This is a genomic window from Streptomyces sp. KMM 9044 (assembly GCF_024701375.2).
GTDB lineage: Bacteria > Actinomycetota > Actinomycetes > Streptomycetales > Streptomycetaceae > Streptomyces.
The window spans coordinates 3,438,944-3,462,830 of record NZ_CP113910.1 but is presented as its reverse complement, the minus strand read 5'-3'; the positions used below and the strand labels follow the sequence as shown (position 1 = coordinate 3,462,830).

Sequence of the window (23,887 nt, the reverse complement as noted above, 5' to 3'; positions counted from 1 at the left end):
CCCCGACTCGGAGCGCGCGGAAGGACGGTGGCGGAAACGAGGGCTCTTCGCCCGCAGGTGCCCGAACCGGCCCCTTCCGGTGCGAGGCGGTGCGAGGCGGTGCGAGGCGTGCGGTCGGGGCCCTGGAGGGAACAGCCCGTAGCGGGGGACGAGAGGCGGCCGCGGACCTCGCGCGAACCCGTCTGCGGACCTCTGCGCAGGGACAGCCGGCCGGTGGCGTCGCCCGCCGGGAACGACACCGGCATCGGAGCCGGTGTGCGAAGTGCTCCCGGTGAGTCCGCACCACCCCGGCACGCCCCGCAGCCCTCGGGCGCGGCCGGCGAGCTTTCCGGCCGCTGTGGGCCGCGGAGTACGGTGAAGCGAGGAAGTCGCCCAGTTTTCCTCACAGGCAGGCAGGCGAGTGCGATGCCCGAATCCGGCTCCCCGCGGGTGACCAGGCTGCTGCCGGACACCGTCCACCAGGCCGTGCAGCCCGGGACGGCGGTCGTACGGCTGGAGACGACGCACGACCGCCGGGGCGTTCTCGACGGGGCGTGGTGGCCGCGTTCCCGGGACATCGCCGCGGAGCTCCCCGCCCTGATCACCGCGCTGACCGAACACCTCGGCCCGGTCACACGCGTCGGCCTGGACGCCGGAGCCTGGGAAGGACTGCCGACGAGGCTGGCCATCGACGACCGCGTCGTGCACATCGACTCCTTCCCGGTCGGCGACGACACCGTCCTGATCACCCGGGGCGATCAGGACCACTTCTCGCTGCTCGCGGTCCCGCCCCACGCGAGGCCGGACGCGGCACGTGCCGCGATGGCCGAAGCCGTCCGCGCCGACAACGTCACCCGGGCCGAACAGATCCTCATCGACACCGGCACCGGCCGAGCAGCGCCGGAGACGTGAGGGCGGGGCAGCCGCGGCGGTCTCGCCACGATGAGTGCCTGCCCCTTCGATACTTCACCCGTCCGGACCAGCCGGGCAGGAAGCACCACCGTGCGAACCGGCCGGGACCGGTGGTGGCGGACACCCCGCCCGGCCGCCGCGCGACCCTGCTCGGCCGGTCGTCCCGGACTGCGCACGTCCGATCACGCCGACCGGTTCACGCGCTCGGAACGACACGTCCCGGTGCCTGGCGGTGGATCCCCGGCGTCCTGCCGAGACCGGAGCGGGTCGGGTCACACCTTCTTGACGACGACCGTGTCCGGCACCAGCTTCTCCAGGTCGTCGACGTCCGAGGTGAAGACGGTGACCTGTCCCTTCTGCTGTCGCGCGATGACGGCGAGCACGGCGTCGATCGCGTACGTGTGGCCGTGCAACGTGGCGTCGGCCAGGAGTCGGCGTGCCTGGCGGGCCTCGGCCTTCCCGATGTCGACGACCTGGAGCCGGGACAGTACCCAGTCCCAGCGCTGTTCGGTCGTTCTGCCGTCGTACGCCTCGACCAGCGTCATCGGGGACGTCACCACCTCGGCTTCCCCGCGCGCCGCGAGGTCGAGCCAGACGATCATCCTCCGGTCGCCGCGTACCGCAAGGGACAGGGCTTCACAGTCCAGTACGAAAACACGGAGCGGCCGCTGTGTGTGCTCACCGGCCCGCTTCTTCACGCAGCCTCTCCGGTGCTGTGCTTGCCGGTGGCTCGACGCCGCTCGTGTTCGGCGTCGAGTTTTTCGAGTTCGTCGAGCGCTGCCGCATGCTCGTCCTCGGTGACGGGGCCGTGCTCTTCCTGCAGCCAGTCGACCAGTTCCCGGAGCCGGTCCCGGTCGCGCTTGAAGCGCAGCGCCTCGGCGACGTACGCCGACAGGCCCCGCTCTGCCGCGTCCGCGCGGATCTCGTCCAGGAGATCCGCGGGAATCGTCACGGTCACCTTCTTCGTCGCCATACAAGAGACCATACTCCTGGTATCGCACTCCTTACCAGTGGGGCACGGGACCGACGCCCGGCGCTCAGCCGGCCGTGGCGGGGCGCGGGCTGCCGTGGAAGACCTGGCTGGTGTGCCAGGAGCGGTGGACCGCCGCGACGGGACGGGCACCCGGTTGAGGTCCGATGAGCGGGCGGCCCGCGAGCGCTGTGACGTGCTCCCGGGCGGCGGGACTGTGGCCGACGAAGCGCTGCGAGACCAGGATGCGGTGGCTGTCGCCGATGCCGAGGACGCCCTTGTCGAAGAGCTTGTGGTGCAGCGAGCACAGGCACAGTCCGTTGTCGACGTCGTCGGGGCCGCCGAACGCCCACCAGCGCACGTGCGCGGCCTCCAGCCCGACCGGCACCGCGCCGATCCTGCCGTCGTAGCCGCAGAAGGCGCACCGGTACTCGTAGGCCGTCAGGACCCGCTCCCGCATCCGCGGATCCCGCCGCCTCCGCACGGCGGCCGAGAGCTCTCCGGTCCCCGCCGACTCCAGCTCCAGACCGACGGATTCGCACAGGTCGCCGTGGAGCGAGGGCGGGAAGTGCAGGTCGAGCAGGAGCCGCGCCATCCGGCCGAGCAACGACGGCTCCCGCCGCAGCGCCGCCCGCAGTTCCGGCGCCAGCCGTCCTGCGGCTCCGACGTGCCGCAGCTCCCGCACGTTACTGCCGGGACTGCCCGGCCCGCGATCGGTCCGCACTTCCCACACGCCGTCGCTCACCAGATGGTGGAACGGGTAGGCGGGCGTCGTCCTGCGGGGCGGACCGTACTCGGTCAGCAGGCGCTGCAGATCCTCCTCCACCGCGCTGTACCGCAGTTCGCCGGCGGCATCCTGCTGGAACCGGCCGAGGGCGTACAGCAACAGCAGCGGCTTGTGCGGAGCGCGGGTCCCGTTTCTGCTCCACTGCCTCAGCTTCGCGGTGCGCTCCAGCCAGTCCATGACCGGCGATGGTAGTGGCGCCTCGTCGGGCATCGATCAGCGCATGCTCGGAGAGGGCCGCCCGGGCACGACACCGTGAATAAGCGATCAGGGCCCGATCCACCGAGTGGATCGGGCCCTGATCTACTTGAACAAAGTCGGGGTGGCGGGATTTGAACCCACGACCTCTTCGTCCCGAATCAGGGACGCTGGGTAACGGCCCCGCGCTCCGCACCCACCCTGACCTGCACCTATTTACGCTTCAGAGGCGTTAGTTCAAGGTCAGCGCCCCGCCGCCCTGCATCTGCGGTACCTCTGGGACACCCCTCCCGCACTCCTTGGTTCCGGAGACCGACACCCGGTTCACACCCAGAATCGGCAGAGGTACCGCAGACGTGTGCCCAGGTTGGAGAGGGTGCAACGTTGCCCCCGACACCTGGGTGTCGCCTCCAGAACTGGGTGTCGCACCCAGGCGAGCGCCGACTCAGGCCGGGTCGACGGCTGGCCGGGACCCCCTGGTGCCGGGACCGAGGCATGTCCGTACCCGGTGGGGCCCGAGGGGCGGCGGTCTCAGCTCGCCGGGGCGGACACGGCGGCGTGCAGCTCCCGCATGCCAACGGCACGAGGGTGCCGCTGCGCCAACTCGGTCACGATGTTGCGGATCGCTGGGCGGTCTCTCACTTCGCCGGGGCTCGCACGGTGGGCGTCGAGCAAGGCGCGGGCGGTCTGCTCAGGGCGGCCCCACGCCCACCAGGCACGGGCCATGTCTGTGCCCAGGCGTGCCTTCCGCTCAGCCGTGGGGAAGTGCTCGGGCCGAAGGTTCCGCCCCGCCTCCAGGGCGGTGCCGGCGTCGCCAAGGGCCCAGTGGACGCCGACGGCGTAGAGGTCCACGGCGGCCGGGCTGATGGGGAAGAGGCGCCCGGCAGGTGCCTGGAGCGGCAGGCGCCGTGCGGCCCGCCGTGCCTCCTCGGTCATGGCCAGGGCCTCCGCGCGCCGGCCTCCCCGGGCGGCGGTGTAGGCCAGGGTGCACAGCATCTGCGCGTAGGCCGACGAGGCCGCGTCCGTCCGCAGCCCTGTCACCTCCACTCGGGCGGCAGCCGACTCCATGAGGGTCTGGGCTTCCTCGCCCCGGTCCTGGTGGCGCAGCACGATTGCGAGCTCGCGGGAGGCAGCAGCGGCGGCGAGCGGGGAACCGGACACCTCGGCCCAGGTGCGCGCGCGGTCGGCGGTGAGGCGGGCCTGCTCGTACGAGCCGAGCTTGATCAGCAGGGCGGCGCTCAGGCTGTAGACGGAGGACAGCCGGGCCTGGTCCAGCTCGCGGCATGAGGAGGCAGCGGCGTGCCCGTCGGCCAGGAGGCCCGGCAGCAGCCCGAGGAGTTGCGTGTGGGCCCCCTTGTCGTAGAGGTCGCGGGCGGAGGCCACACGGGCCTCCAGGGCACCCCTGCCCGTCGGTGGCGGGGTGTCGGCCAAGGCCCGGTCCATGCCGAGCAGCATGGCGGCCGGGACGGTCGCCGTGGCGGCGAGCAGCGAGCGGCGGCGCATCGGGTCCTCCTCGGCGTGTGGACTGGCCGACACTCTAGTGCTGGCCAGTCCGGAAGGAGCGGGGGGCGCCAGAGAACTCACCAGGACGTGTCGAGGAACGCCCACGGTGGAGGCGGCCCGGTGAATGAGCGTCAGGTCAGTGACCTGGGCCCGGCGTTCCATCCGCGAGACCGTCGCCGCCGAGCACCCCAGGTGCCCGCCGAGTTCGGCGAGCGTCCATCCTCGGTGCTCACGGCCCAACCGTACGAGCCCGCCCGGTTGCCGCCTGGCGACTAATTCCCTGACCTTCGCGCTGTTCCAGAGCGGGTCACCGGGCACTGGTCCCTCTCCCTGCTACACGACCGGGGGCCACCACGGTACGGGCGCGGCACGGCGCCCGTCGAGACCGCTTGCACAACGTGCAAACGCCTTGCACGGAAAGCCAGTTGATCACCGACCGGGCGCCGGATGCGGTGTTCTCGACACATCGCCCCCACACCTCGTGGGGCACCATCCAAGGGAGGCACCATGGCAACCGCAGCCGACACCCCCGTCGCCACCGACCCGGTGACCGGACCGGCCCGCTCTCCCCGCGACATCGTGCCGGCGGGCCTCTGGGAGAAGCAGGTCGGCCTGCTGATGCGGGACTACCCGTACGACTCAGTCATGGCCACCCGCGTCCTCGGCCAGGGCTACGCCTACCTGCTCACCGCCATGTCCCTCCGGGGCCAGGGCCTGGGACTCGCCCCGAGCAAGCTGGTCGACATCGGCGCCCACACGATCATCCTGGACACCGTCGCCTACGCCGAGCTGTGCGACAAGTACAACGGCGGGCACTTCCTGCATCACGTGCCCAAGGTCGAGACGAAGAACGACGGGTCGGTCATCAAGACCGCCCACCTCGTCGCCCGCGCCGGTTGGGAGGTGGACCTCCCGCTGTGGGAGGACGCCGCCGACTGCGGCCCCTGCCACCCGGGCAACGACTCGCACTGACCCCCACGTAACCCCCTCGGCGGTCCGGGCCCACGGCTCGGACCGCCGAGGCGCGCCCGGGTGACTTTCGCCCGAACCGGCAGCAGCCCCCGCGCGGTGCCGCCAGGATGACCCGGGTGACGACCACGACCACAGACCTATGGCACCACTACGGCCGGGCCCGCGCCGCGCAGGACCACGCCGTCCCCGACTCCTTCCGCTGGGCCTGGGACCAGCAGGACGGGCCGGGCCCGGAAGTCCTCGGCGACCTCACCGGCAAGACCGTGGCCGACCTCGGCGCCGGTGCCGCCCGACACGCCGCGCACCTGGCCGTGCACCACGCCCCGAACCGGATCGACGCCGTGGACGCGTCCCCGGCCCAGCACAGCATGGCCACCGCCCTGTACGCCGACCTCGCCCCGCGCCTGCACTTCGTCCACGCGGACGTCGTCGCCCACCTCCGCGCGAACCCGGGCACCTACGACGTGCTCTACAGCCACTTCGGGGCGGTGGACTTCACCGACCCCCGCGAGCTGCTCCCCGCCGCCGCTGACGCGCTCCGCCCCGGTGGGCGCCTGGTCTTCTCCACCCTCGCCCATTACCTGTCCGGCAAGCCCGCGCAGCCGGACGTCACGGCCGCCGAGGTGCCGGCGAAGACCCCGTTGGGCGAGAGCGCAACCATGCACCGGTGGGTGCTGCAGGAGCACGTGTGGACCAAGGTCCTGGACCAGGCCGGGTTCACCGACATCCGCGTCGAGGAGCTGCCCGCTGGCGACGGCCCCCGGCCCGCCGCCACCCTCCTCGGCACGGCCGAGCGCCCCGCCACCTGAGACCGGGCACCCGGATGCGCTGGGCGGAGCTCGTCGCCTGGAGACCCAGTAGGCCCACCGGTACTCCCGCGCCTTCCGCGTCGAGTGGCAGCTCTACGAGCTGGACAGCGGCGAGTTCACCCGGTGCCCGCCGAAGGACGGCAGCTACCGCACGATCGACTCCTCGCCCTGGCTGTCCGGCCTGGTCGGGGAGCACATCGCCCGCACCAAGCCGCAGCCCTGCGCCTGCCACGGGCTCACCTACGTGTTCAGCGGCCGGGGCCACGGCGGCACGAGGCCGGCGGGGCCCACCCTCCGGGAGGTGGCCACCCTCGCCGGGGCGTCCACCGGCACGGTGTCCAACGTGCTCAACCGTCCCGACACCGTGAGGCAGGCCACACGGGAGCGCGTGGAGAAGGCAATCGCGGAGGTGGGGTTCGTCCGGCAGGCCAGCTTCGCCCGGGAGGCCGACGAGGGCCTGGGCCACGAGGACGGATCGGTCAGCGCCCGGTACACCCACGTGACGGACACCATTCGCGCGCTCCTCATGAACCAGCTCACCGAGGTCTGGCACGAGTCCCTGGACGACCGGCTGCTCCTCGCCCCGCGCTCCCCGGCCCCGATCCTCGACCGGATGTTGCAGCAGCGCGCCGCCGAGCGGTGACACCCCGTTTCAAGATCACACCCAGATCGCACCCAGATGCAACGCAGTCAGGGCCGGTCTCCCTAGTACTCCAGCCGTAGTTCGGTATCTGGGCTGGTCAGCGGCCTGGTGGCGTGGAGTGTAGCGGGGGCGCCGGGTGCGCGGGAGGAACTTTGCCACCGCGCCCACGAACGAGTGCCTGTGCCGCATGCCTGTGAGCGGGTCCGAGCAATCCCTCGGCATGCTCAACGATGCGCCGACGAGCGCGTGGGACCGGGAACTCGAAGAACTCTTCCTGCGGACCGGGAGCCGCTTCACCCGGATCGAGCCCCGGCAGCGGATGCGGGACTACGTACGCGGCCTGCTCGCCCCGGTCGACCGCAAGAACGGGTGGGTGCGCCACGAGGCGCCATGTGACCGAGTGGAGGTGGGAGACCTCTACCGCCGGGCCGTCGCAGCGGCCGGGTAGAAGCTGAGGGCAGTCCGGGCCGGGGAACGCCGGTGAGGACGGGAAGCAGCCCTGACAACGCCGGGACGGCGCGGTACTGCCAGACGCGTCGGGTTCGGCAAGCAAGGCCAGAAGGCGTACGAAGAGGAATCCGTGTAAAGCCCCGTAAGTCTTGTCACCGGGCTCCAATCTGGCGGATATGGGCCCGGGGTGCAGTGCGTGACCGCTTGCTTCGGCTGGGGCGGTCAACTCCGAAGCCGGTCTCCAACTGCCGGTGGGGAGGCCACGCTGAAGGTCTGCGGCGTAGGCGTGGTGATGCTGCCGGGGTAGTAGCGGGACGCCGACCTGGCCGATCGGCACATGGTGAACGTGGGAACCGCCTGCGGTCGCCCTTTCCTTCCGGACAGCCGGTCCGGCGAGGAGGGCAGGCCCGTTGCCGGCTGAGGTCCGCAGGTGGGGCGGAGGCCTCGTAGTAGTCCGAGCGGAGGAAAGCTCCGTGCATGGCGAAGGGGGCCAGCAAGTCGGCAGGGAGGATGCTGCAATGCCAGGAGGTCGCTGGTGAATACCGACGCGCTGGAGTTCGGGCTGCTCAAGGCCGAGCGCCGGGTACTGGAGATGCAGACCAAACTGCACTGTTGGGCGACCGACGATCGTGATCGCCGGTTCGATGACCTGTTCAATCTCGTTGCTGATCCCGCGTTCCTGCTGGTCGCGTGGGTTCGGGTGAGGAGGAACAGGGGCGCTCGCTCGGCCGGAGTGGACGGGCAGACGGCCCGTTCCGTGGAGGACGGGCAAGGCGTCGAGGCATTCCTCGACGAGGTGCGGTCCGACCTGAAGGACCGCACCTTCCGTCCGCTTCCCGTGCGGGAAAGGATGATCCCCAAGCCGGGGACGGCCAAGCGCCGTCGGCTGGGTATTCCGACCGTGCGGGACCGGGTGGTCCAGGCGTCCCTGAAGCTGGTACTGGAGCCGATCTTCGAGGCGTATTTCCTCCCGTGCTCCTACGGGTTCCGCCCGAAGCGCCGGGCTCACGACGCGCTCGCCGAGGCGCACCACTTCGCCAAGAACTCCTATGAGTGGATGGTGGAGGGGGACATCGAGGCGTGCTTCGACTCGATCGACCACGCGGCCCTGATGGGCCGGGTGCGTCGCCGAGTCGGAGACCGGCGCGTCCTTGACCTGGTGAAGGCGTTCTTGAAGTCGGGCATCCTCAGCGAGGCTGGCCAGTCCAAGGACACCGATTCCGGCACTCCGCAGGGTGGGATCCTCTCGCCGCTGCTGGCCAACATCGCCCTGTCGGTTCTCGATGAGTTCATCGCGGCCGGTCCGGGCGGGCCGAACTCCACGCAAGGCCAGCGGGCCCGGCGACGTCGGCAGAATCTGCCCAACTACCGGCTCTTCCGGTATGCGGACGACTTTCTGATCGCCGTGACCGGGACACGCGAGCAGGCCGAAGACATGCGCACCCAGGTGGCGGAAGTACTCGCCCCGATGGGACTGCGTCTGTCGGTGGAGAAGACGGCCATCACCCATATCGACGAGGGGCTGGACTTCCTCGGGTGGCGCCTCCAGCGTCACCGCAAACGTGGGACCCAGAAGCACTACGTCTACCTCTACCCCTCCAAGAAGGCCCTCCAAGCCGTCAAGGAGAAGGTCAAGACGCTGTGCCGACAGGACACGAACCTGCCGCTGGCAGTCGTGCTGCACCATCTCAACCCGGTGTTGCGCGGCTGGACGGCGTACTTCCGGCACGGGGTGTCGTCCGCGACCTTCCAGTACCTGTCGGCCTTCACCTGGCGGCAGGTCTTCGGGTGGCTGCGGCGAAAGCACCGCCGGTCCAACTGGAAGAGTCTTCGCCGTCGTTACTGCGCGGGCCGATGGTGGCCTGCTGATGACGAGGTGGTCTTGTTCAGGTGCGCGAAGGTGCGAACCAACCGCTATTTGTATCGCGGGAACAAGATCCCCTCGCCCTGGCCCAGTGGGAGCACGACGGCCGCGGCCGTCTGAGAGGGCTTGTGGAGAGCCGGATGCCTGGAGAGCGGGCACGTCCGGTTCGGGAGGCGGCTCGGGGAAACCCGCTGGTGGAAACACCAGCAGGGCGCCCCGAGTCGACCTCACCAGCTCGCCGAGTGGGCCGGCCACGCCACCCCGGACGGCCTGCAGTACCTGCTCTCCCGCAGCCGCTGGGACGCCGACCGTGTCCGCGACGACCTCCAGCAGTACGTCGCCGACCAACTCGGCCATGAAGACGGTGTGTTGATTGTCGATGACACCGGCTTCGTCAAGAAGGGGATCACCTCCGCCGGAGTGCAGCGCCAATACTCCGGCACGGCCGGGCGGACCGAGAACTGCCAGATCGGCGTGTTCGCCGCCTATGCCACCAGTCGGGGACACGCCCTCGTCGACCGTGACCTCTATCTGCCCAGGTCCTGGACCGACGACCGCGACCGCTGCCGGGCCGCCCACATTCCCGACGACCGTGCCTTCGCCACCAAGAACGACCTCGCCCGCGACATGATCCGCCGGGCCCATGCCTCCCCACTCCGGTTCCGGTGGGTCACCGCGGACGCCGCCTACGGCCAGGACAGCCGCTTCCGCCGCTTCCTCGAAGACGACCTCAAGCTCCACTACGTCGTGGCCGTCCCCAAGTCCCAGCAGGTCCACGGCCCGCGCATCGAGGACCGCATCCGCCGCGAGGCCCCACCGGAGGCCTGGCAACGGTTGTCCGCCGGCCCCGGAGCGAAAGGTGAGCGCTCCTACGACTGGGCCGGCGCCCTCCTGCCCGTCGTTGAGGAACGCGACGGCGACAAGCCCACCCGCAGACGGTGGATGCTGGCCCGGCGCAGCATCAGCAAGCCCGACGAGATCGCCTATTTCCTGGCCAGCGCCCCGCTGGACGCCACGCTCGCCGACCTGGCCCGGATCGCCGGATGCCGCTGGAAGATCGAGGAATGTTTTCAGTCCGCGAAGAACGAATGCGGCCTCGACGAGTACGAGGTCCGCCGTTACACCGGCTGGTACCGGCACATCACCCTCGCCATGCTCGCCCACGCCTTCCTCGCCGCCATGGCCGCCCAGGAACGCGAAAAAGGGGCCCCGACGACGACACTCCCGACCTCGTGGACCTCACGCCGGCCGAGATCCGCCGTCTCCTGGCAGCTGAACCCCCGCACCGCCCCACACGCCGCGGCCACACCCTGAACTGGTCACGGTGGAGACGACGCCACCAGGCACGCGCCCGCCAGAGCCACTACGAACGACGCGGCTACCTATTAGCCGGGGCGCGGTGGCAAAGTCCGTCCCGCGCACCCGGCGTCCCCGCTACACTCCACGCCACCAGGCCGCTGACCAGCCCAGATACCGAACTACGGCTGGAGTACTAGGTCCTGTCTGGGATTCGGATCATGAGTGCGGTGTGATGCTGCGGATCCAGAGCATCGCGCCGCAGAGATGGAGTCCGGCTTCGTAGCTCTGCGGGGTTTTGTCATAGCGGGTGGCGATGCCACGCCAGTTGCGGAGCCGGTTGATACAGCGCTCCACGGTGTTGCGGTCCTTGTACAGCTCGGCGTCGTGGGAGATGGGTCGGCCGCCGGCGCTGCCGCGCTTCTTGCGGTTCGCGGCTTGGTCGGCCTTCTCCGGAATGACCGCCTTGATCCCGCGTATGCGTAGGTAGCGGCGGTTCTTCCGGGAGGAGTACGCCTTGTCCCCGGCCACGGCGTCCGGCCGGGTCCGGGGGCGTCCGACGGGGCCGCGGACCTTAATCCGCTTGAGGACCGCGGTGAACTGCGGGCTGTCACCCGCCTGTCCAGGGGTGAGGACGAACACCAGCGGCCGGCACCGGCGATCGGCCGCAACATGGATCTTGCTGGTCAGCCCGCCTCGGGAACGTCCCAGTTCAGCGGCTTTCAACCGGGCCCGGCGCCGTCTGCGGATCCGTCGTCGCTCGGTACGTGCCTCGTCTTCGCCTTGGGCATCACCTTGTCCGTCCTGCGGCTGTTGCCCCTCCTTGCCGCCCCCTTTTCCGCTTCGGCGGCGGCCTCAAGGGCCGCCGGCTGCTCGGGATCGAGGACCATCCCGGCGGCATGGTGGTGAGCGCGGGAGGTTGCCGAGTCCACGCTGACCAGACCCATGTCAACCTGGTCACGGGCGGCAGCCTCGGCGATCATCGCTTCCATCACCTGCTGGAAGATGCCCCGCTTCGCCCAGATCCGGAAGCGGTCGTACGCACTCTGCCAGGGCCCAAACTCGGTCGGCAGATCACGCCAGGGAGCCCCGGTGCGGAACCGCCACATCGCCGCGTTGAAGTACTTTCGCAGATCAGGGATGGGCCCGACCGCGGCATACGGGAGATGGGGTTCAACCAGGGACCACTGCTCATCGGTGAGATCGCCTCGCGCCATGACTCATGACCTATCAAGACCGAGCCTCCGCGCGCAGGCGATCCACCTAACTCATGATCTGAATCTCAGACAGGACCTAGCTCGCGTGCGGATGCAGGCATGGGCGGCAGGGCTTTGGGCCGCGCCGCGCGCGGGGCGTGTCCTCCGGTCCGAGCGAGCTGTCGGGGGCGACATCGTCTGCTCCACGTCAGGGAGAGGCTGGATCTCGCCAAGGGTGAGGACAGCCGCGATCAGCGGCACTACTCTCCGTGTGGTGACAGCTGCGCAGGGGATGACAGAAGACGAGACGTGCCGGGCATTGGTTATACCTGCCCTCGCGGATTCCGGGTGGACCAGTGATCAGATTCGCCCGCAGTTCCGCATCAACGACGGGCGGCTCACACCCACGCCGAAGCGGCACGTCTACGGCGACCCTCTGGTTGCCGACTATGTGCTGGAGTACGCGCCGGACGTCCCCATCGGGGTTGTCGAGGCCAAGCGCTACCGCGTCGATGCCAACGACGGTGTGGAGCAGGCTCGTCGGTACGCCGCGAAGCTCGGGCTGTCCTTCGCCTACGCCACCAACGGCCGGCAGATCGTCGAGATCGACTACAGCGGTGCTGCTCCCGCGATCCGGGAGATCGACCGTTTCCCCACGCCCGAGGAGCTGTGGAGCCGCTATCTGGCCGACCAGCAGGCGGACTCCAGCGTCGGACGCGAACTCCTGGCCGCCCTCTACGATCACACACTGCGAAATTCGGACAACACCGCCAAGCGGCCCCGCTACTACCAGCGCGTCGCGGTAGCCCGCACCCTGGCGGCCATCGCCGCAGGGCAGAAGCGGATCCTCCTTGTGCTGGCCACCGGTACGGGGAAGACCATGGTGGCCCTTCAGACGGTCGCCAAGCTCTACAGGTCCCAGTGGATCTCGGGCCGCAAGCCCAGGGTTCTGTACCTGTCGGACCGCTCGATGCTTGTCGACGACCCCAAGGACAAGTACTTCCTCCCCGTCTTCGGCCAGGACGACGTCCACAAGATCAGCGGCGAACCCGTGCGGGGCCGGAAGATCTACTTCGCCCTCTACCAGGCGCTGGAGAAGGGCGATGAGGAAGAACTTTTCCGTCGCTACGAACCCGACTACTTCGACCTGATCATCGTGGACGAGTGCCATCGGGGCAGTGCCCGGGACAACTCGCAGTGGCGTCGCGTGCTGGAGCACTTTTCACCTGCGACCCAGCTCGGGCTGACCGCCACCCCGATCAGTAAGAAGGAGGCCGACACCTTCGACTACTTCGGCGAGCCCGTCTACACCTACTCGCTGGCTGACGGCATCGAGGACGGCTTCCTGGCCCCATACCGGGTGCGCCGGGTCCGGCTCAACGTGGACATGGAGGGCTACCAGACCGAGCCAGGGCAGCGGGACAAGTACGGCAACGAGATCCCGGAGGGCGTCTATGGCCCGAAGGATTTCGAGCGGGTCATGGTGATCCTGGAGCGCACGGAGGCGGCGGCGCAGTACGTCATCGACTACCTGCGCTCCACCGCGGAGGACGGCAAGCACGGCAAGACCATCGTGTTCTGCGAGGACAACAACCACGCCGCACGCATGCGCACGGCCCTCTTCAACGCGGCCTCGGCGGAGGTGCAGGCGCACCACGACTATGTCGTGCGGATCACCGACGCCGACGGCCCCCATGGCCGGGCTCTGCTGGATGACTTCCGCAAAGACGACTCCGACGAACCAGTGATCGCCGTGACGTCGAAGCTGCTCAACACTGGTATCGACCTGCCGGCCGTACGCAACATCGTCCTGTTCCGGCGCATCGGCTCGATGCCCGAGTTCAAACAGACCATCGGTCGGGGCACCCGTCTGTGCCCGGAGATCGGCAAGGGATCCTTCGACATCATCGACTTCGTCGAGGCCACCCGGCTCTTCAACGACCCCGGGTTCGACGGTCCTCCGCTCCGCGTTGTACGCGATACCGCCGACGAGCAAGGGCATGTGGTCGGGAGCGCACCGGAGACCCCCGACGGCGACGAGATCGCCCCGGAGAGCGTGGCCGAGCGCGAGGCCGCGTACGACCAGATGGACGGCGGAAGCTTCGACGAGCCCCGTGCCGCTGACAGGGTGGACGACCCTGACGAGGTGGACCGCATCCAATCCCGCGGCAGGCGCTACGTGGTCAACGGGGTCCATGTCTACAAGTGGGGCGAGCGGCGCTACCAGCTCGACACGGACGGCCGGACGATGAGGCTGGTGACCATCCAGCAGTGGGTACACGACCGCGTACTCGAACTCGACCTAGCACCGGACAAGCTGCGCTCCCAGTGGGCCGTCGCCAAGAGCCGACGCGAACTCATGGTCATCCTGCACACCGCCGACGTGGAGGCGGAGGAACTGCCTGCGGAGTTCGGCAGCCCGGATGTCGATCCGGTTGACCTGCTCCTCAACGTCGCCTGGGGACTGCCGCTGGTCAGCCGGGAGGAACGGCTGTACCGGTTCCTGCACGAGCACCGGGACTTCCTGGAGTCCTTCCAGCCTCAAGCGCGACAGGTGCTGGAGGAGATGCTGCTGAAGTTCGCCGAGCATGGCTCGCCCCAGCTCAAGCCGGAAACCCTCGGGGTGCGCCCCTTCACCGAGATGGGTTCGGTGGTCGAGCTGGCGAACCGCTTCGGCGGCGCCAAGCCTCTGCACGCGGCCATTGACGAGCTGAGTAAGCGGCTACTGGAAGCTTCGTAAGTAAAATAAAACTTTAGTTTGATGTTGGTAGCTCACGCTAAACTAAAGACGACTGTTAGGTATTCGCCCCTGATAGGCTGGATAGGTGCTCAGGGACCGTACGGACACCAGGGCTGCCCTCTGGCGTATCGCTGGCGGGCAGCGTGGTTACTTCACAGCAGCTCAGGCGCTTGAGGCTGGGTACTCGTATCAAGCCCAGCGGTATCACGCCCAGCGCGGCAACTGGACGGCGGTCGACCGTGGCATCTACCGCTTCCGCGAGTTCGACGTTCTGCCAGGCGGTGAGGACGACCATCTCGTCCGCTGGTCCCTGTGGAGCAAGGGGCGCGCGATCGTTTCCCACACCACCGCCCTGTCTGTCCACGACCTGGGGACCGCCAACCCCTCACAGATCCACTTCACAGTCCCTCCCGGCTTTCGGCAGAAAGACGATGCCGTGATCCTTCACCGGACCGAACTCGCCCAGGACGAGATCGAGGAGCGCGACGGCTACCGAGTGACGACACCGGTACGGGCGATCATCGAGTGCGCGGCCGCGCAGGTGGACCAGGACGTAGTGGACTCCGCCGTCGCCGAGGCTCTGGAGCGTGGGCTGGCCACCCGGCGACGCCTCCTGCACACGGCCCAGCGGCTGGGCGCGCGAGCGGAACTCGGTATCGAGCGGGCGCTTCAGGAGGCGCAGTGACCGATCGCTATCGTGACGCCACCGCGCTCCGGCGGGCCCTTGAGGTCCGGCTTAAGCAGCAGGCAGCCGATACCGGTACAGACCTGGCTAGGCGGCGCCGTCTCGTTGTCTTTGATCGAGTTGCAGCCCGGCTCTCCGCTGACCCGGCAGCTGGCTGGGTCCTCAAGGGCGGGGCGGTGATGGAGTTCCGTCTGCGTGGCAGAGCGCGCACAACCAAGGACATGGACCTCGCTGCCCGCCCGGACGGAGAACCAGGACTTGACGGCCCAGCAGTGCGTGAACTCCTCATCGACGTGCTCGCAGTGGACGCGGACAGGGATGGCTTCCTGTTCCAGGTGTCCCCTCCCATCGAGCTCAAGGCCGACACGGCAGGCAGGGGCGGCTGGCGTTTCTCCGTCGAGTCCCGACTGGCGGGCAGGATCTTCGCGACCGTACGCATCGATGTCGTCGCACGGGGAGAGGAGATCGCCCTGACAGAGAGGCTTCCGCTGCCCAACACCCTGGGTTTCGCCGGAACTCCGCCCCGAGACATCGAGGCTGTGGACCGTCGCCAGCACTTCGCCGAGAAGCTGCACGCCTTCACCCGCGACTACGGCGACCGACCCAATACCAGAGTCAAGGACCTGGTGGACCTGGTACTACTCATCGAGAGCGGCCTAGCCCCAGACACATCCGTGGTTGGTGCCGTACGGCATGTATTCGCCGTACGGGCGACGCATGAGGTGCCGGCGGTGCTCCCCGAACCACCGCCGAGCTGGGCCCAGATCTACCCCGAACTGGCCGAGGACCTCACCGATACTCCCCCTCGACTCGACGCCGCGCTCGACCTGGTGCGCGGATTCTGGCGCGAGGCATATGACAACGGCGAAGCCGAACCGAAGCAGAAAGACTGAGATGGCGTCCACCAAGAAGAAGGCGGCTGCGGCCACCACGTCACGGGCGCGGCTCGCGTCCGTCATCAAGTCGGCGCGCGACACAATGCGCAAGGACGCCGGCCTCAACGGTGACCTCGACCGCCTTCCCCAGCTCTCCTGGCTGCTGTTCCTCAAGGCGTTCGACCAGCGTGTCGAACAGGTGGGACCGCTACTCGACCCCGACTATCGTCCGGCGATCGAGAAGCCGTACCGGTGGGAGGACTGGGCGACGAAGCCGGACTTCAGCGGCAACGAACTGAAGACCTTCGTCAACGACGAACTCATCCCGCATCTTGCCGGACTGAAGGGCGCCGACGGCGACGCCGAGGACCCACGGAACGTTCTGTCGACCATCTTCAAGGACGTCAACAACCGCATGCAGTCCGGGACCCTCCTACGGGACCTGGTGAACCTGGTGGACGAGATCCACTTCGACTCCTCGGACGACATCCACACGATGGCGTTCCTCTACGAGTCGATCCTCAAGGAGATGCGAGACGCAGCCGGCGATTCCGGCGAGTTCTACACCCCTCGCCCCGTCAACCGCTTCATGGTGCAGCAGTCCTTCCTCGAACTCGGGGAGTCGATCCTCGACCCGGCCTGTGGTACAGGTGGCTTTCTGGTCCAGGCGTACGAGGACCTGGTGCAGCGGGTGGAGACCGACACCCAGCGCAGGCAGCTGCACGACGACATCCGCGGAATCGAGAAGAAGTCTCTCCCGTACCTCCTGGCCAGCATGAACCTGCTGCTGCACGGTATCGGCGCGCCGCGGTTGGTGCGAGAAAACGCCCTGCTGCAGATGCGGGACGCGACCGCAGCGGACCGGGTGGACGTGGTGTTGACGAACCCGCCGTTCGGCGGTGAGGAAGAACGGTCGGTTGTCGAGAAGTTCCCGAAGGGCTACCAGACCCAGGAGACTTCGTGGCTCTTCCTGCACGCCATCCTTGACCAGCTGAAGAAGGGTGGGCGCTGCGCGATCGTCCTGCCGAACAGCAGTCTCTTCGCCACTGGCGAGAACAGTATCGGAGCTCGTATCAAGCAGAAGCTGATGCAGGAGTGCAACCTGCACACCATCGTCCGCTTGCCCCAGGGCGCGTTCGCGCCGTACACCCAGATCCCATCGAATCTGCTGTTCTTCGAGAAAGGGCAACCGACGAAGGAGGTCTGGTTCTACGAGGTCCCGCTGCCGGAAGGACGCCGCGGCTATACCAAGACGAAGCCGATGCGGTTCGAGGAGTTCGCCCCGTGCGTGGAGTGGTGGGGCGGCGCGATGCGTGAGGGCCGCGAAGAGGGAGAAAATGCATGGAAGGTATCGGCGACTGAGATTGCGAAAGCTGGGTTCAACCTCGACATCCCTAACCCACACGTCGGAGAGGGTCTGACTCACCGCTCTCCGGAGGAGCTTGTGAACGAGCTCATCAAGACGGAGAGCGAGATTCTGGGGCTGCTGGGGGAGCTGCGTGATGAGCTGGGGGGAAGCGTTGAGTAAGTACCCATTGCGTCCGCTCGGGTGCGGGCTGTCGCCCGCATTGGAGCAGGTGGACGTTGAGGCAGATACTCAATACCGAATCGCCGGAGTTCGGGGATTCGGGAATGGCGCATTTCCTCGTGACGCCATTAGCGGAAATGAAACCTCTTACAAGACCCTCAATCGTCTGCGAGCGGGGAATCTTGTGATGAGTAGACTTAAGGCATTTGAGGGTGCAATCGCGTTCGTACCGGAAGAGCTTGATGGGTATTGCGCGTCAGCTGAGTTCCCGACGTTCGAGGTGGTGAAGAGTGAAGCTGAACCCCGATATCTCAAGCATCTTTGCTCGTGGCCGACGTTCTGGCAGATGCTACAGGGCGAGTCGAAGGGTATCGGGGCCCGCAGAGAGCGGGTTAGCGCGCAGAGGCTCCTGAGTATCGAAGTCCCCCTGCCCGGCTTGAGCGAGCAACGCCGCGTCGCCGACAAGCTCGACATCCTCATGTCAAAATTTGACACAACGGTTGCGCTATCTCCTGGCTCGGAAAATAGTCGCCGCCTCGCAGTAGCTGGGCTCGATCAGGTACTCGGCCGCTGGGCAACCGGCACCGTCAGAGTGGACGATGCCTGCGCACTGGTAAGCGACACTGTCCATCCTGGTGACGACCCAAGCCCGGCCAGAGAGTTCGTGGGCCTGGAACACATTGCGCCACACTTCGGTACGCGAATCGGATCACGCCCGCTCGGTGATGAGAAGGGGCGTAAGTTCAGGTTCGCATCGGGGGATGTTCTCTATGGTTACCTGCGCCCCTATCTAAACAAGGTGTGGCTTGCCGACCGTGCTGGGCTGTGCAGTGTGGAGCAGTATGTACTGCGCCCTAACGGCATCATGCCTGGCGAGCTTCTTGCAGCCGGCCTGCGGAGCAAATCCACTCTGGATAAGGTCCTAAATGCCACTCATAATCTCCAGCTTCCGCGCCTTCGCTCTGGTCTTCTCATGGCCATGGAGATTCCCAGAATTCCGCGCGACCGCCACAAGCAGGCGGTCGCCGATCTCAATGCATTCATGCAGAAAGTTCGGACCCTTGATGACCGCCAGCGCCACCGTGACGACCTTCTGACTGCTGTCCGCCCCGCCCTCCTCAACGCCGCGTTCTCCGGGCAGCTGTAGCCAGCCCGGAGCTGACTCTCAGCCGGGGGTGGCCTCCACCCGCCGCCACTCCCGGTCCGTGACCACCACATGGTCCAGGAACCGAAGCCCGACCGCTTCCGCTCCCGCCGCCAGGCGGGCTGTCGCGCGGCGGTCGGGCTCGCTGGGCTCCACGCTGCCTGTGGGGTGGTTGTGGGCTACGCCGAAGGCCGTGCCGCTCGTGGCCAGGACCAGGGCCAGCACATCGCGGACAGGAAGAAGAGAGCGGTCAACCGCGCCCTCGGTCAGCGTAGCCTTCCGCAGTACCGCGCCAGCCGCGTCGCACACCACGACCACGACCCGCTCGTGCCTCAAGCCCCTCAGCAGCGGTGCTGCGATCCTGGCCAGGTCGGCGGATCCGCGAACGTATTGCCGGCTCTGGGCCTCGGCTGGTGCTGCCCGGCGCCCCAACTGAAAGGCGGCCGCGACGCGCGCCGCCTTCGCCGGCCCCATCCCCGGTAGCCCCGCCATCAGCTCGTGTGCCGGTGTCCGGGACAGTTCGTACAGCCCGCCGTGCTGGGCGATGAGCTGCCCCGCCAATTCCACCGCATCGCAACCGCCCGTGCCTGAGCCAATCAGCAGGGCAAGGAGTTCGCGGTCGGAGAGCGCTTCCGCTCCTCGGTCCAGCAGCCGCTCCCGGGGCCGGTCAGCAACCGGTACATCCGCCATCCGCATTCCGTCCCCACCTCATCCATCAGTCCGCAGAATCGCGGTCGATCGGTTCGTCCAGGAGGGAGTCGGAGTCCGCTTCCTCCTCCAGCCCCTCGTCATCGGGCAATGACTGCACCTCACCCCTCGCGGCAGAACTCACCGGTCCCGCCGCTCCACCGATCAACTGCATCAACCGCCGGTGCAACGTCTCCGACCTCACGCGCAGAAATGTGTCGTAGTCGTCCCGCAGTGCCGCCTGGTAGGCGTCTTCCTCGACCAGGCAGGTGCTCAACCGCTCACGTAGCGGTCCCTCGCCCTCGATATCGGCCAGGTCCCGCAGATACTGCGAGGGCGGCCGGTCGGTCACCCAGATGTTGCTGTGGGAGGTCAGCATGACCAGATTGCCGCAGACGTTCGCCCCGGCACTGCTCACCCCGCGCGACCGCAGAAACGCCTTGGGAAAGAAGTGGTGAAACTCCTTGTCGTTCTGCCACGACAAGGCCCTGCCCACGTCGATCCGTTGCCCGGTGAGCAAATCCAGCGGGTCCTCGTACGCAAGGAGGAGAGCGAGGAGCTTGCTCGGTGCATTCCGTTTGGAGAAAGCGCTCCGCCGCCACACGGCGCTCCGCGGGAGTGCCGCTCCCGTCTCGATCTCTTGGGCCTCGCCCTTGGCGAAGGAAGTGATCGCCTGCAGATCGGGACCCATCTGGGCCTCGCTCCAGCCCTTGAAGTACTCACCGCTCGCGGTCAGCCAGAACCAGCGGCGCAACGCGTCGTACTGCGCGGACGATGGCTTCGGTAGCTGCCGGAACACTTCGACGAGCACCGCGAACTGGTTGTAGTAGGGCAGTGCATCGGCCTTCGGTGTACGGATCTGGGTGCTGAGGAAGTCCACCGCCCGCTCGGCCGCCTTCGCTGCCTCGGCCACAGCCTCCCGCAACCGCTCCTTGTCGAGTTCTCTCAGACGGTTGATGTCCTTGGTGGAGAACCCGAATCCGGAGGCAACCGCGATCGTGCGGAGCATGGTCTTGGTGTCGACCCGGCCGTAGCGCTTCGCGTCGAGGACCTGGAGCAGTGATTCGATCTCCTCCTTGAGGTCGAAGTCGGGGCTCCATGTGCCGGCCCGCGCCACGTCGACGATGTTCATCGTCGTGCCCGTGCTGTTGATCCGTACGAAGACCTCCGCCGACTCCTCAGCCGACATGTGGTCCAAGGTCACCACTGGCACCAGGTAATTGGCGAACTGCTCGTACAGCTCGGTCGCACGCTCGCGCAGCTCGGGGGACAACTCGGCCACTTGCCCGAAGAGGGATCCCGCCGAGCTCACCTTCCGCATGGGAATGATGTGCGGTCCGGCCGGGCTCTCCGGGGTGCGCTGGAAGAAGCGCTCCTCTTCCAGGTCGTAGGCGATGTCCCAGGAGCCGGTGCCGCCGTGCAGTGCGCCGATGATGCTGGCGAGCCTCTGCTGGCCGTCGAGAATGTACTTGACCGGGCGACCTGGACGCGGCGGGTCCACGTCCAAGCCCGCGACGGTCTCCTCGCTGGCGAGTTGCTCCGTGGTGTCCCACAGCAGCAGGCTGCCGATGGGGTAGTTGCGCAGCACCGAATCCAGGAGGTGGAGGATCTGGTGCGGCCCCCACACGAACGCCCGCTGGTACTTCGGCAGCACGATCTCGCCGGTCAGCACACGGTCGGCGAGCCGGGAGACCGGCACGATCGTCGGTTCCGGGCTAGCGGACTGGCGCCTGCGGCCTGTTGCGCTCACTGAGCATGCCCCCCGTGTGCCGTAATCCTTGGATGAGTGTTCACTGTGCATCCTAGGGAGCAGCACTGACAGACAGACGTGCTCGAGACCGGCTCAGCACAGATGCTTCGGCACTGTCGTGCCCAGCAGAGTTCACTCGCGCGGCGGCCGGACGCCGGCAGCCTTCGGTCGACCTGAACACCCTTTGCGAGTACGGCAGATGGTGTTTACTGCCTGTCAGGTGGGCTGGTCACGTGGCGTGAGAATGAGCGGGAGGCAGCAGTGGAGCAAGTAGGGGGCGGAGAGGGCGCCTCCCCGAAACCGTCTGATGTCAGAAATGACCTCTCTGGGCAGGTGGCTGGCCCAGCCATCCAAGCAGGGGCGATCCACGGCGACGTGAGTATCACAATGACAGGCCCGCTGCCGGTAGCCGAGCATACCGACGAGGCCCTCGCCGAGGAATTGCGCAGATCGTCACAGATTTGGCGAGCCCGGTTTTCCAGTGTCGACTTGGTCAACCTGCCACGGGTAGCGATGCTCACGCAGGGCAACGCGGTGGCGGCTGCGGCAAGGAGAGCCGGACTCGACAGCACGAGACCGTTTGGCGGGCAGGGGATGGCGCCAGGGGAGTTCGTCCGGATCGTTCGCCCCTTGTTCGAGACATGGGACGCGGAGGCGGTTGCGCTCTGCGAGCGCACGGCAGAGAAGGTGCATCGTGGCCTTTTGGTCTCCTTCGAAAGCGCTATGCGCTGCAATAACCCGCCCGAGGTTCCGCTGAAGGAGCCGACTGGAGTCCTGACCAAGGATCCCCACCTCGTCTTCCCTCTCGGGGCAAGGAAGGTGATCATCACCTTCGACCCGCGTTGGCTTACGACGGCGACGGCGAATACAACGCTCCATGAAGCTGCTCGGGAGCCGCTTATCGTCTCGGGTATCGGAACTGTGGCGTCGGTATCGGAAGAGGGGAATATTCGAATCTCGGCGCTTGTGTTCGGGCAGCCGGAAACCCTGGCGCAGGCTCAGTTTGATTATGCAAAGAGATCTGTTCTGCCGGAGCCGCCCGGTTTGACCTGGGCGGACTTTCGTAACGAACTGTCAAGGTCGGAGCTGTCGCAGCTCTACGGTGATCAACTGCAGGGAAGGGAAACCGTGAGCCGAAAGAGTATCGCTCTACTATTTGATGAAGATAAGGTGTTTCCCGGGCAGATCGACCGAGATGTGCTGACCCAGGTCTCACGGGTCGTCCCCGAGTATCGGCGTGATCTGGGTATGGCCGTCGCGAGTCTACTCTTCGACCGTAACGGTGTGGCGGCCGCTGACCTCGCTGCTCATTTCCTTGCTCGGGAACCCGCCCTCTTGAAGTCCCTCACAGTGCCTGGGCTTACTACTCTGATTCGGTCCAGTAACCTCGCCGTCGCTACCGTTTCTGGGCTCAGTGAAGGGCAGACGGTGGACCTGCACGAAGCGATGCGTGAAGCGGTTACCAGTTACCTCGGATATGTCGAGGTAGACAGGAAATTGCCCCTGCATGAGCGGCTTCTTCCGGTACACGATGAATACCATGTCGTCGGAGCCGAATTGCGGTTGGTCTACAGCGCGGCAAGGCGCGCTCTCGACGAGGCCAATGGTGAGGGCCTCGAAGCTCCGTTGGATGAATGGCGGCAGATAGGGCTGTTTAGCTGTGTGGAATGGGAAGAAGATCTAGAACAGTCCGCGGCCGAGCAAAAGGAGGCGTCGATGATTATGGAGGCTTGGCTGAACGCGCAGTCTGAGTGATTCCCCCGGTAGATCGATCAGGAACCCCCTGCTGTGACGTTCGGATTCCGGGATCTGAGGAGAGCCGACACGGCATCGACACCGGCTTCAAGAAGGGCGCCCTCGTGCTTCCGGCGACATCTGTGCAGCAAGTCAGGCGTGTGATCGGGCCGCCGTGGCAGCCACCCGGACAAGGAAGGGGCCGAGTTTCAGGCAGCAGCTGACTGACACGCTCATGGCGTTCCGGGCGGCATGCGGCGGCTGACTCGCCCAGTCGCCCGACCTGGTGACGCGCCGCTGCGAGCTCTGCCCAGCCTCCTTCCGATCAGTCTCCTTCGGAGGAGGCTGTGTTGCGCGTCATGTTGAAGGTGAGACTTGAGAAGTCCCGGCCTTGGAGCACTGGGCCATTCTGGGTGCCGCCGCTGATGCTGTTGTGCACGTCGCCGCCCGAGGAGCTGGCTTGTGCCTGCTGCCACCACTCATCGAGCAGTACGCGGAACTCTCCATCCAGGGCCGCTCGTACGCCGAGGGCGGTGGCCAGTGCCTGGGCACGCATCGGGTCGGCAGGGTCACCCGCCAGCGCGGCGACTTCGAGTTCGCCGGAGCTGACCTGGGGTGTCCCGTCGTCTTGTGTTCCCTGTGTCGCGGCTCGCCCGAACGGGCGCCGCACCAGCGCGGTGAGTCCTTGCCATGCCTGACGTCCGGCTTCGCCGCCGAGACCGCCGGCCAGCGCGGCGAGGGCCGCTGCGGTGATCGGGTCCATGCTGGAACTCCCTAGTTCGGCGACGGATCCCACCTTAGCTTCCTCAATGTCATTGCGCCGTCGACGTGTTCGCGGCCCCGATGGCCCGGCCCCTTCCAAGCGGTGCGTGAACCCTCCATCATTTTTTGATGATCTTCTGCGGCATCTCGGTTGTCAGCACCGGGTGACAGAAACACCGGGCGCGTCGTCCCTGCGAGCCTCCTGAAGACGCCAAGCGACGCAAGGCTCCCCTCCCGGACCTTCGCCCAAGGCTCGACAACATACGGCCTTCACATCGCGCCGACCGCGAGCGACGTGCGCACGGGAACCCCCTCGGCCACGGCACGCGCGGAGAGCCCGGCTTCTGACAGCGCCACGCCGGTCATGAGACCCGAGATACCTGCGCCCACGACGACCGTCACGACT

20 protein-coding genes and 2 pseudogenes are annotated in these 23,887 nt (G+C 67.3%); 13 read left to right on the top strand and 9 right to left on the bottom strand.

What is annotated here, in order from left to right; all coding sequences use genetic code 11:
- Positions 1 to 405 precede the first annotated feature (405 nt).
- A complete protein-coding gene (locus HUV60_RS15510) occupies positions 406 to 891 on the top strand; it encodes a DUF5994 family protein (RefSeq protein ID WP_257850689.1) in 486 nt (161 codons plus the stop codon).
- Between the two features lie 272 nt (positions 892 to 1,163).
- On the opposite strand, the gene HUV60_RS15505 is transcribed toward HUV60_RS15510, so the two are convergent.
- The 4 genes from HUV60_RS15505 to HUV60_RS15490 all read right to left on the bottom strand — a co-directional run bounded on the left by HUV60_RS15505 (position 1,164) and on the right by HUV60_RS15490 (position 4,664).
- Positions 1,164 to 1,589: a PIN domain-containing protein gene (locus HUV60_RS15505; RefSeq protein WP_062190629.1), complete on the bottom strand. Its 426-nt coding sequence runs from the start codon at positions 1,587 to 1,589 to the stop codon at positions 1,164 to 1,166.
- Positions 1,586 to 1,864, bottom strand: a complete 279-nt coding sequence (locus HUV60_RS15500) for a CopG family transcriptional regulator (RefSeq protein ID WP_257850690.1) — start codon at positions 1,862 to 1,864, stop codon at positions 1,586 to 1,588. The genes HUV60_RS15505 and HUV60_RS15500 overlap by 4 nt, the downstream gene beginning before the upstream one ends.
- A 64-nt stretch (positions 1,865 to 1,928) precedes the next feature.
- Positions 1,929 to 2,825 carry a phosphorothioated DNA-binding restriction endonuclease gene (locus HUV60_RS15495; RefSeq protein WP_042163690.1) on the bottom strand — a complete coding sequence of 299 codons (897 nt, stop codon included), beginning with the start codon at positions 2,823 to 2,825 and terminating at the stop codon, positions 1,929 to 1,931.
- Positions 2,826 to 3,374: 549 nt separating this feature from the next.
- A complete protein-coding gene (locus tag HUV60_RS15490) occupies positions 3,375 to 4,664 on the bottom strand; it encodes a helix-turn-helix transcriptional regulator (protein WP_257850691.1) in 1,290 nt (429 codons plus the stop codon).
- A gap of 189 nt (positions 4,665 to 4,853) precedes the next feature.
- Between HUV60_RS15490 and HUV60_RS15485 the strand changes: the two genes are divergently transcribed.
- The 6 genes and pseudogenes from HUV60_RS15485 (at position 4,854) to HUV60_RS15460 (ending at position 10,398) form a co-directional block, all read left to right on the top strand.
- Entirely contained in the window at positions 4,854 to 5,318 is a 465-nt protein-coding gene (locus HUV60_RS15485; RefSeq protein WP_257850692.1) for a glycine-rich domain-containing protein, read from the top strand.
- Between the two features lie 107 nt (positions 5,319 to 5,425).
- Complete coding sequence (locus HUV60_RS15480; protein ID WP_257850693.1) at positions 5,426 to 6,127, top strand: methyltransferase domain-containing protein; 702 nt, start codon at positions 5,426 to 5,428, stop codon at positions 6,125 to 6,127.
- A gap of 301 nt (positions 6,128 to 6,428) precedes the next feature.
- The gene (locus HUV60_RS15475) at positions 6,429 to 6,770 is read left to right on the top strand and encodes a LacI family DNA-binding transcriptional regulator (RefSeq protein ID WP_257850694.1); all 342 of its coding nucleotides are present in this window, start codon (positions 6,429 to 6,431) and stop codon (positions 6,768 to 6,770) included.
- 220 nt (positions 6,771 to 6,990) lie between these two features.
- Positions 6,991 to 7,143: pseudogene (locus HUV60_RS15470) on the top strand (IS701 family transposase); the annotation flags it as partial.
- 612 nt (positions 7,144 to 7,755) lie between these two features.
- A complete protein-coding gene (ltrA, locus tag HUV60_RS15465; RefSeq protein ID WP_257848168.1) occupies positions 7,756 to 9,204 on the top strand; it encodes a group II intron reverse transcriptase/maturase in 1,449 nt (482 codons plus the stop codon).
- Positions 9,205 to 9,210: 6 nt separating this feature from the next.
- The gene (locus HUV60_RS15460) at positions 9,211 to 10,398 is read left to right on the top strand and encodes an IS701 family transposase (protein ID WP_257850695.1); all 1,188 of its coding nucleotides are present in this window, start codon (positions 9,211 to 9,213) and stop codon (positions 10,396 to 10,398) included.
- Positions 10,399 to 10,599: 201 nt separating this feature from the next.
- Here HUV60_RS15460 and HUV60_RS15455 read toward each other — a convergent pair.
- A pseudogene (locus HUV60_RS15455) lies at positions 10,600 to 11,597 on the bottom strand (IS5 family transposase).
- A 253-nt stretch (positions 11,598 to 11,850) separates the two neighbouring features.
- On the opposite strand from HUV60_RS15455, the gene hsdR reads away from it, so the two are divergent.
- The 5 genes from hsdR to HUV60_RS15430 all read left to right on the top strand — a co-directional run bounded on the left by hsdR (position 11,851) and on the right by HUV60_RS15430 (position 18,551).
- Positions 11,851 to 14,316: an EcoAI/FtnUII family type I restriction enzme subunit R gene (hsdR, locus tag HUV60_RS15450; protein WP_257850696.1), complete on the top strand. Its 2,466-nt coding sequence runs from the start codon at positions 11,851 to 11,853 to the stop codon at positions 14,314 to 14,316.
- 85 nt (positions 14,317 to 14,401) lie between these two features.
- Positions 14,402 to 15,001, top strand: a complete 600-nt coding sequence (locus HUV60_RS15445; protein WP_257850697.1) for a type IV toxin-antitoxin system AbiEi family antitoxin domain-containing protein — start codon at positions 14,402 to 14,404, stop codon at positions 14,999 to 15,001.
- The gene (locus tag HUV60_RS15440) at positions 14,998 to 15,894 is read left to right on the top strand and encodes a nucleotidyl transferase AbiEii/AbiGii toxin family protein (RefSeq protein WP_257850698.1); all 897 of its coding nucleotides are present in this window, start codon (positions 14,998 to 15,000) and stop codon (positions 15,892 to 15,894) included. The genes HUV60_RS15445 and HUV60_RS15440 overlap by 4 nt, the downstream gene beginning before the upstream one ends.
- Position 15,895: 1 nt before the next feature.
- Positions 15,896 to 17,404 (top strand): class I SAM-dependent DNA methyltransferase, encoded by a 1,509-nt coding sequence (locus HUV60_RS15435; protein ID WP_257850699.1) that lies wholly within the window; start codon positions 15,896 to 15,898, stop codon positions 17,402 to 17,404.
- Complete coding sequence (locus tag HUV60_RS15430; protein WP_269441190.1) at positions 17,379 to 18,551, top strand: restriction endonuclease subunit S; 1,173 nt, start codon at positions 17,379 to 17,381, stop codon at positions 18,549 to 18,551. Before HUV60_RS15435 ends, HUV60_RS15430 begins: the two co-directional genes overlap by 26 nt.
- Before the next feature lie 18 nt (positions 18,552 to 18,569).
- Here the strand turns inward: HUV60_RS15430 and HUV60_RS15425 are convergent, their stop codons facing one another.
- On the bottom strand, positions 18,570 to 19,238 hold the full coding sequence (locus HUV60_RS15425; protein WP_257850701.1) for a JAB domain-containing protein: 669 nt from the start codon (positions 19,236 to 19,238) through the stop codon (positions 18,570 to 18,572).
- A gap of 25 nt (positions 19,239 to 19,263) precedes the next feature.
- Entirely contained in the window at positions 19,264 to 20,985 is a 1,722-nt protein-coding gene (locus tag HUV60_RS15420; RefSeq protein WP_257850702.1) for a DUF262 domain-containing protein, read from the bottom strand.
- Between the two features lie 375 nt (positions 20,986 to 21,360).
- On the opposite strand from HUV60_RS15420, the gene HUV60_RS15415 reads away from it, so the two are divergent.
- The gene (locus HUV60_RS15415) at positions 21,361 to 22,740 is read left to right on the top strand and encodes a hypothetical protein (protein ID WP_257850703.1); all 1,380 of its coding nucleotides are present in this window, start codon (positions 21,361 to 21,363) and stop codon (positions 22,738 to 22,740) included.
- Between the two features lie 304 nt (positions 22,741 to 23,044).
- On the opposite strand, the gene HUV60_RS15410 is transcribed toward HUV60_RS15415, so the two are convergent.
- Positions 23,045 to 23,482: a hypothetical protein gene (locus HUV60_RS15410; RefSeq protein ID WP_257850704.1), complete on the bottom strand. Its 438-nt coding sequence runs from the start codon at positions 23,480 to 23,482 to the stop codon at positions 23,045 to 23,047.
- Positions 23,483 to 23,751: 269 nt separating this feature from the next.
- Complete coding sequence (locus HUV60_RS15405; protein ID WP_257850705.1) at positions 23,752 to 23,883, bottom strand: hypothetical protein; 132 nt, start codon at positions 23,881 to 23,883, stop codon at positions 23,752 to 23,754.
- Between the last annotated feature and the right edge of the window lie 4 nt (positions 23,884 to 23,887).

Bases quoted from the DNA above. Each gene is read 5' to 3' on its own strand.
- HUV60_RS15510 (WP_257850689.1), top strand. From the start codon at position 406: ATGCCCGAATCCGGCTCCCCGCGGGTGACCAGGCTGCTGCCGGACACC.
- HUV60_RS15425 (WP_257850701.1), bottom strand. From the start codon at position 19,238: ATGGCGGATGTACCGGTTGCTGACCGGCCCCGGGAGCGGCTGCTGGAC.
- HUV60_RS15410 (WP_257850704.1), bottom strand. From the start codon at position 23,482: ATGGACCCGATCACCGCAGCGGCCCTCGCCGCGCTGGCCGGCGGTCTC.
- HUV60_RS15480 (WP_257850693.1), top strand. From the start codon at position 5,426: ATGACCCGGGTGACGACCACGACCACAGACCTATGGCACCACTACGGC.
- HUV60_RS15495 (WP_042163690.1), bottom strand. From the start codon at position 2,825: ATGGACTGGCTGGAGCGCACCGCGAAGCTGAGGCAGTGGAGCAGAAAC.
- HUV60_RS15430 (WP_269441190.1), top strand. From the start codon at position 17,379: ATGAGCTGGGGGGAAGCGTTGAGTAAGTACCCATTGCGTCCGCTCGGG.
- HUV60_RS15500 (WP_257850690.1), bottom strand. From the start codon at position 1,864: ATGGCGACGAAGAAGGTGACCGTGACGATTCCCGCGGATCTCCTGGAC.
- HUV60_RS15485 (WP_257850692.1), top strand. From the start codon at position 4,854: ATGGCAACCGCAGCCGACACCCCCGTCGCCACCGACCCGGTGACCGGA.
- HUV60_RS15435 (WP_257850699.1), top strand. From the start codon at position 15,896: ATGGCGTCCACCAAGAAGAAGGCGGCTGCGGCCACCACGTCACGGGCG.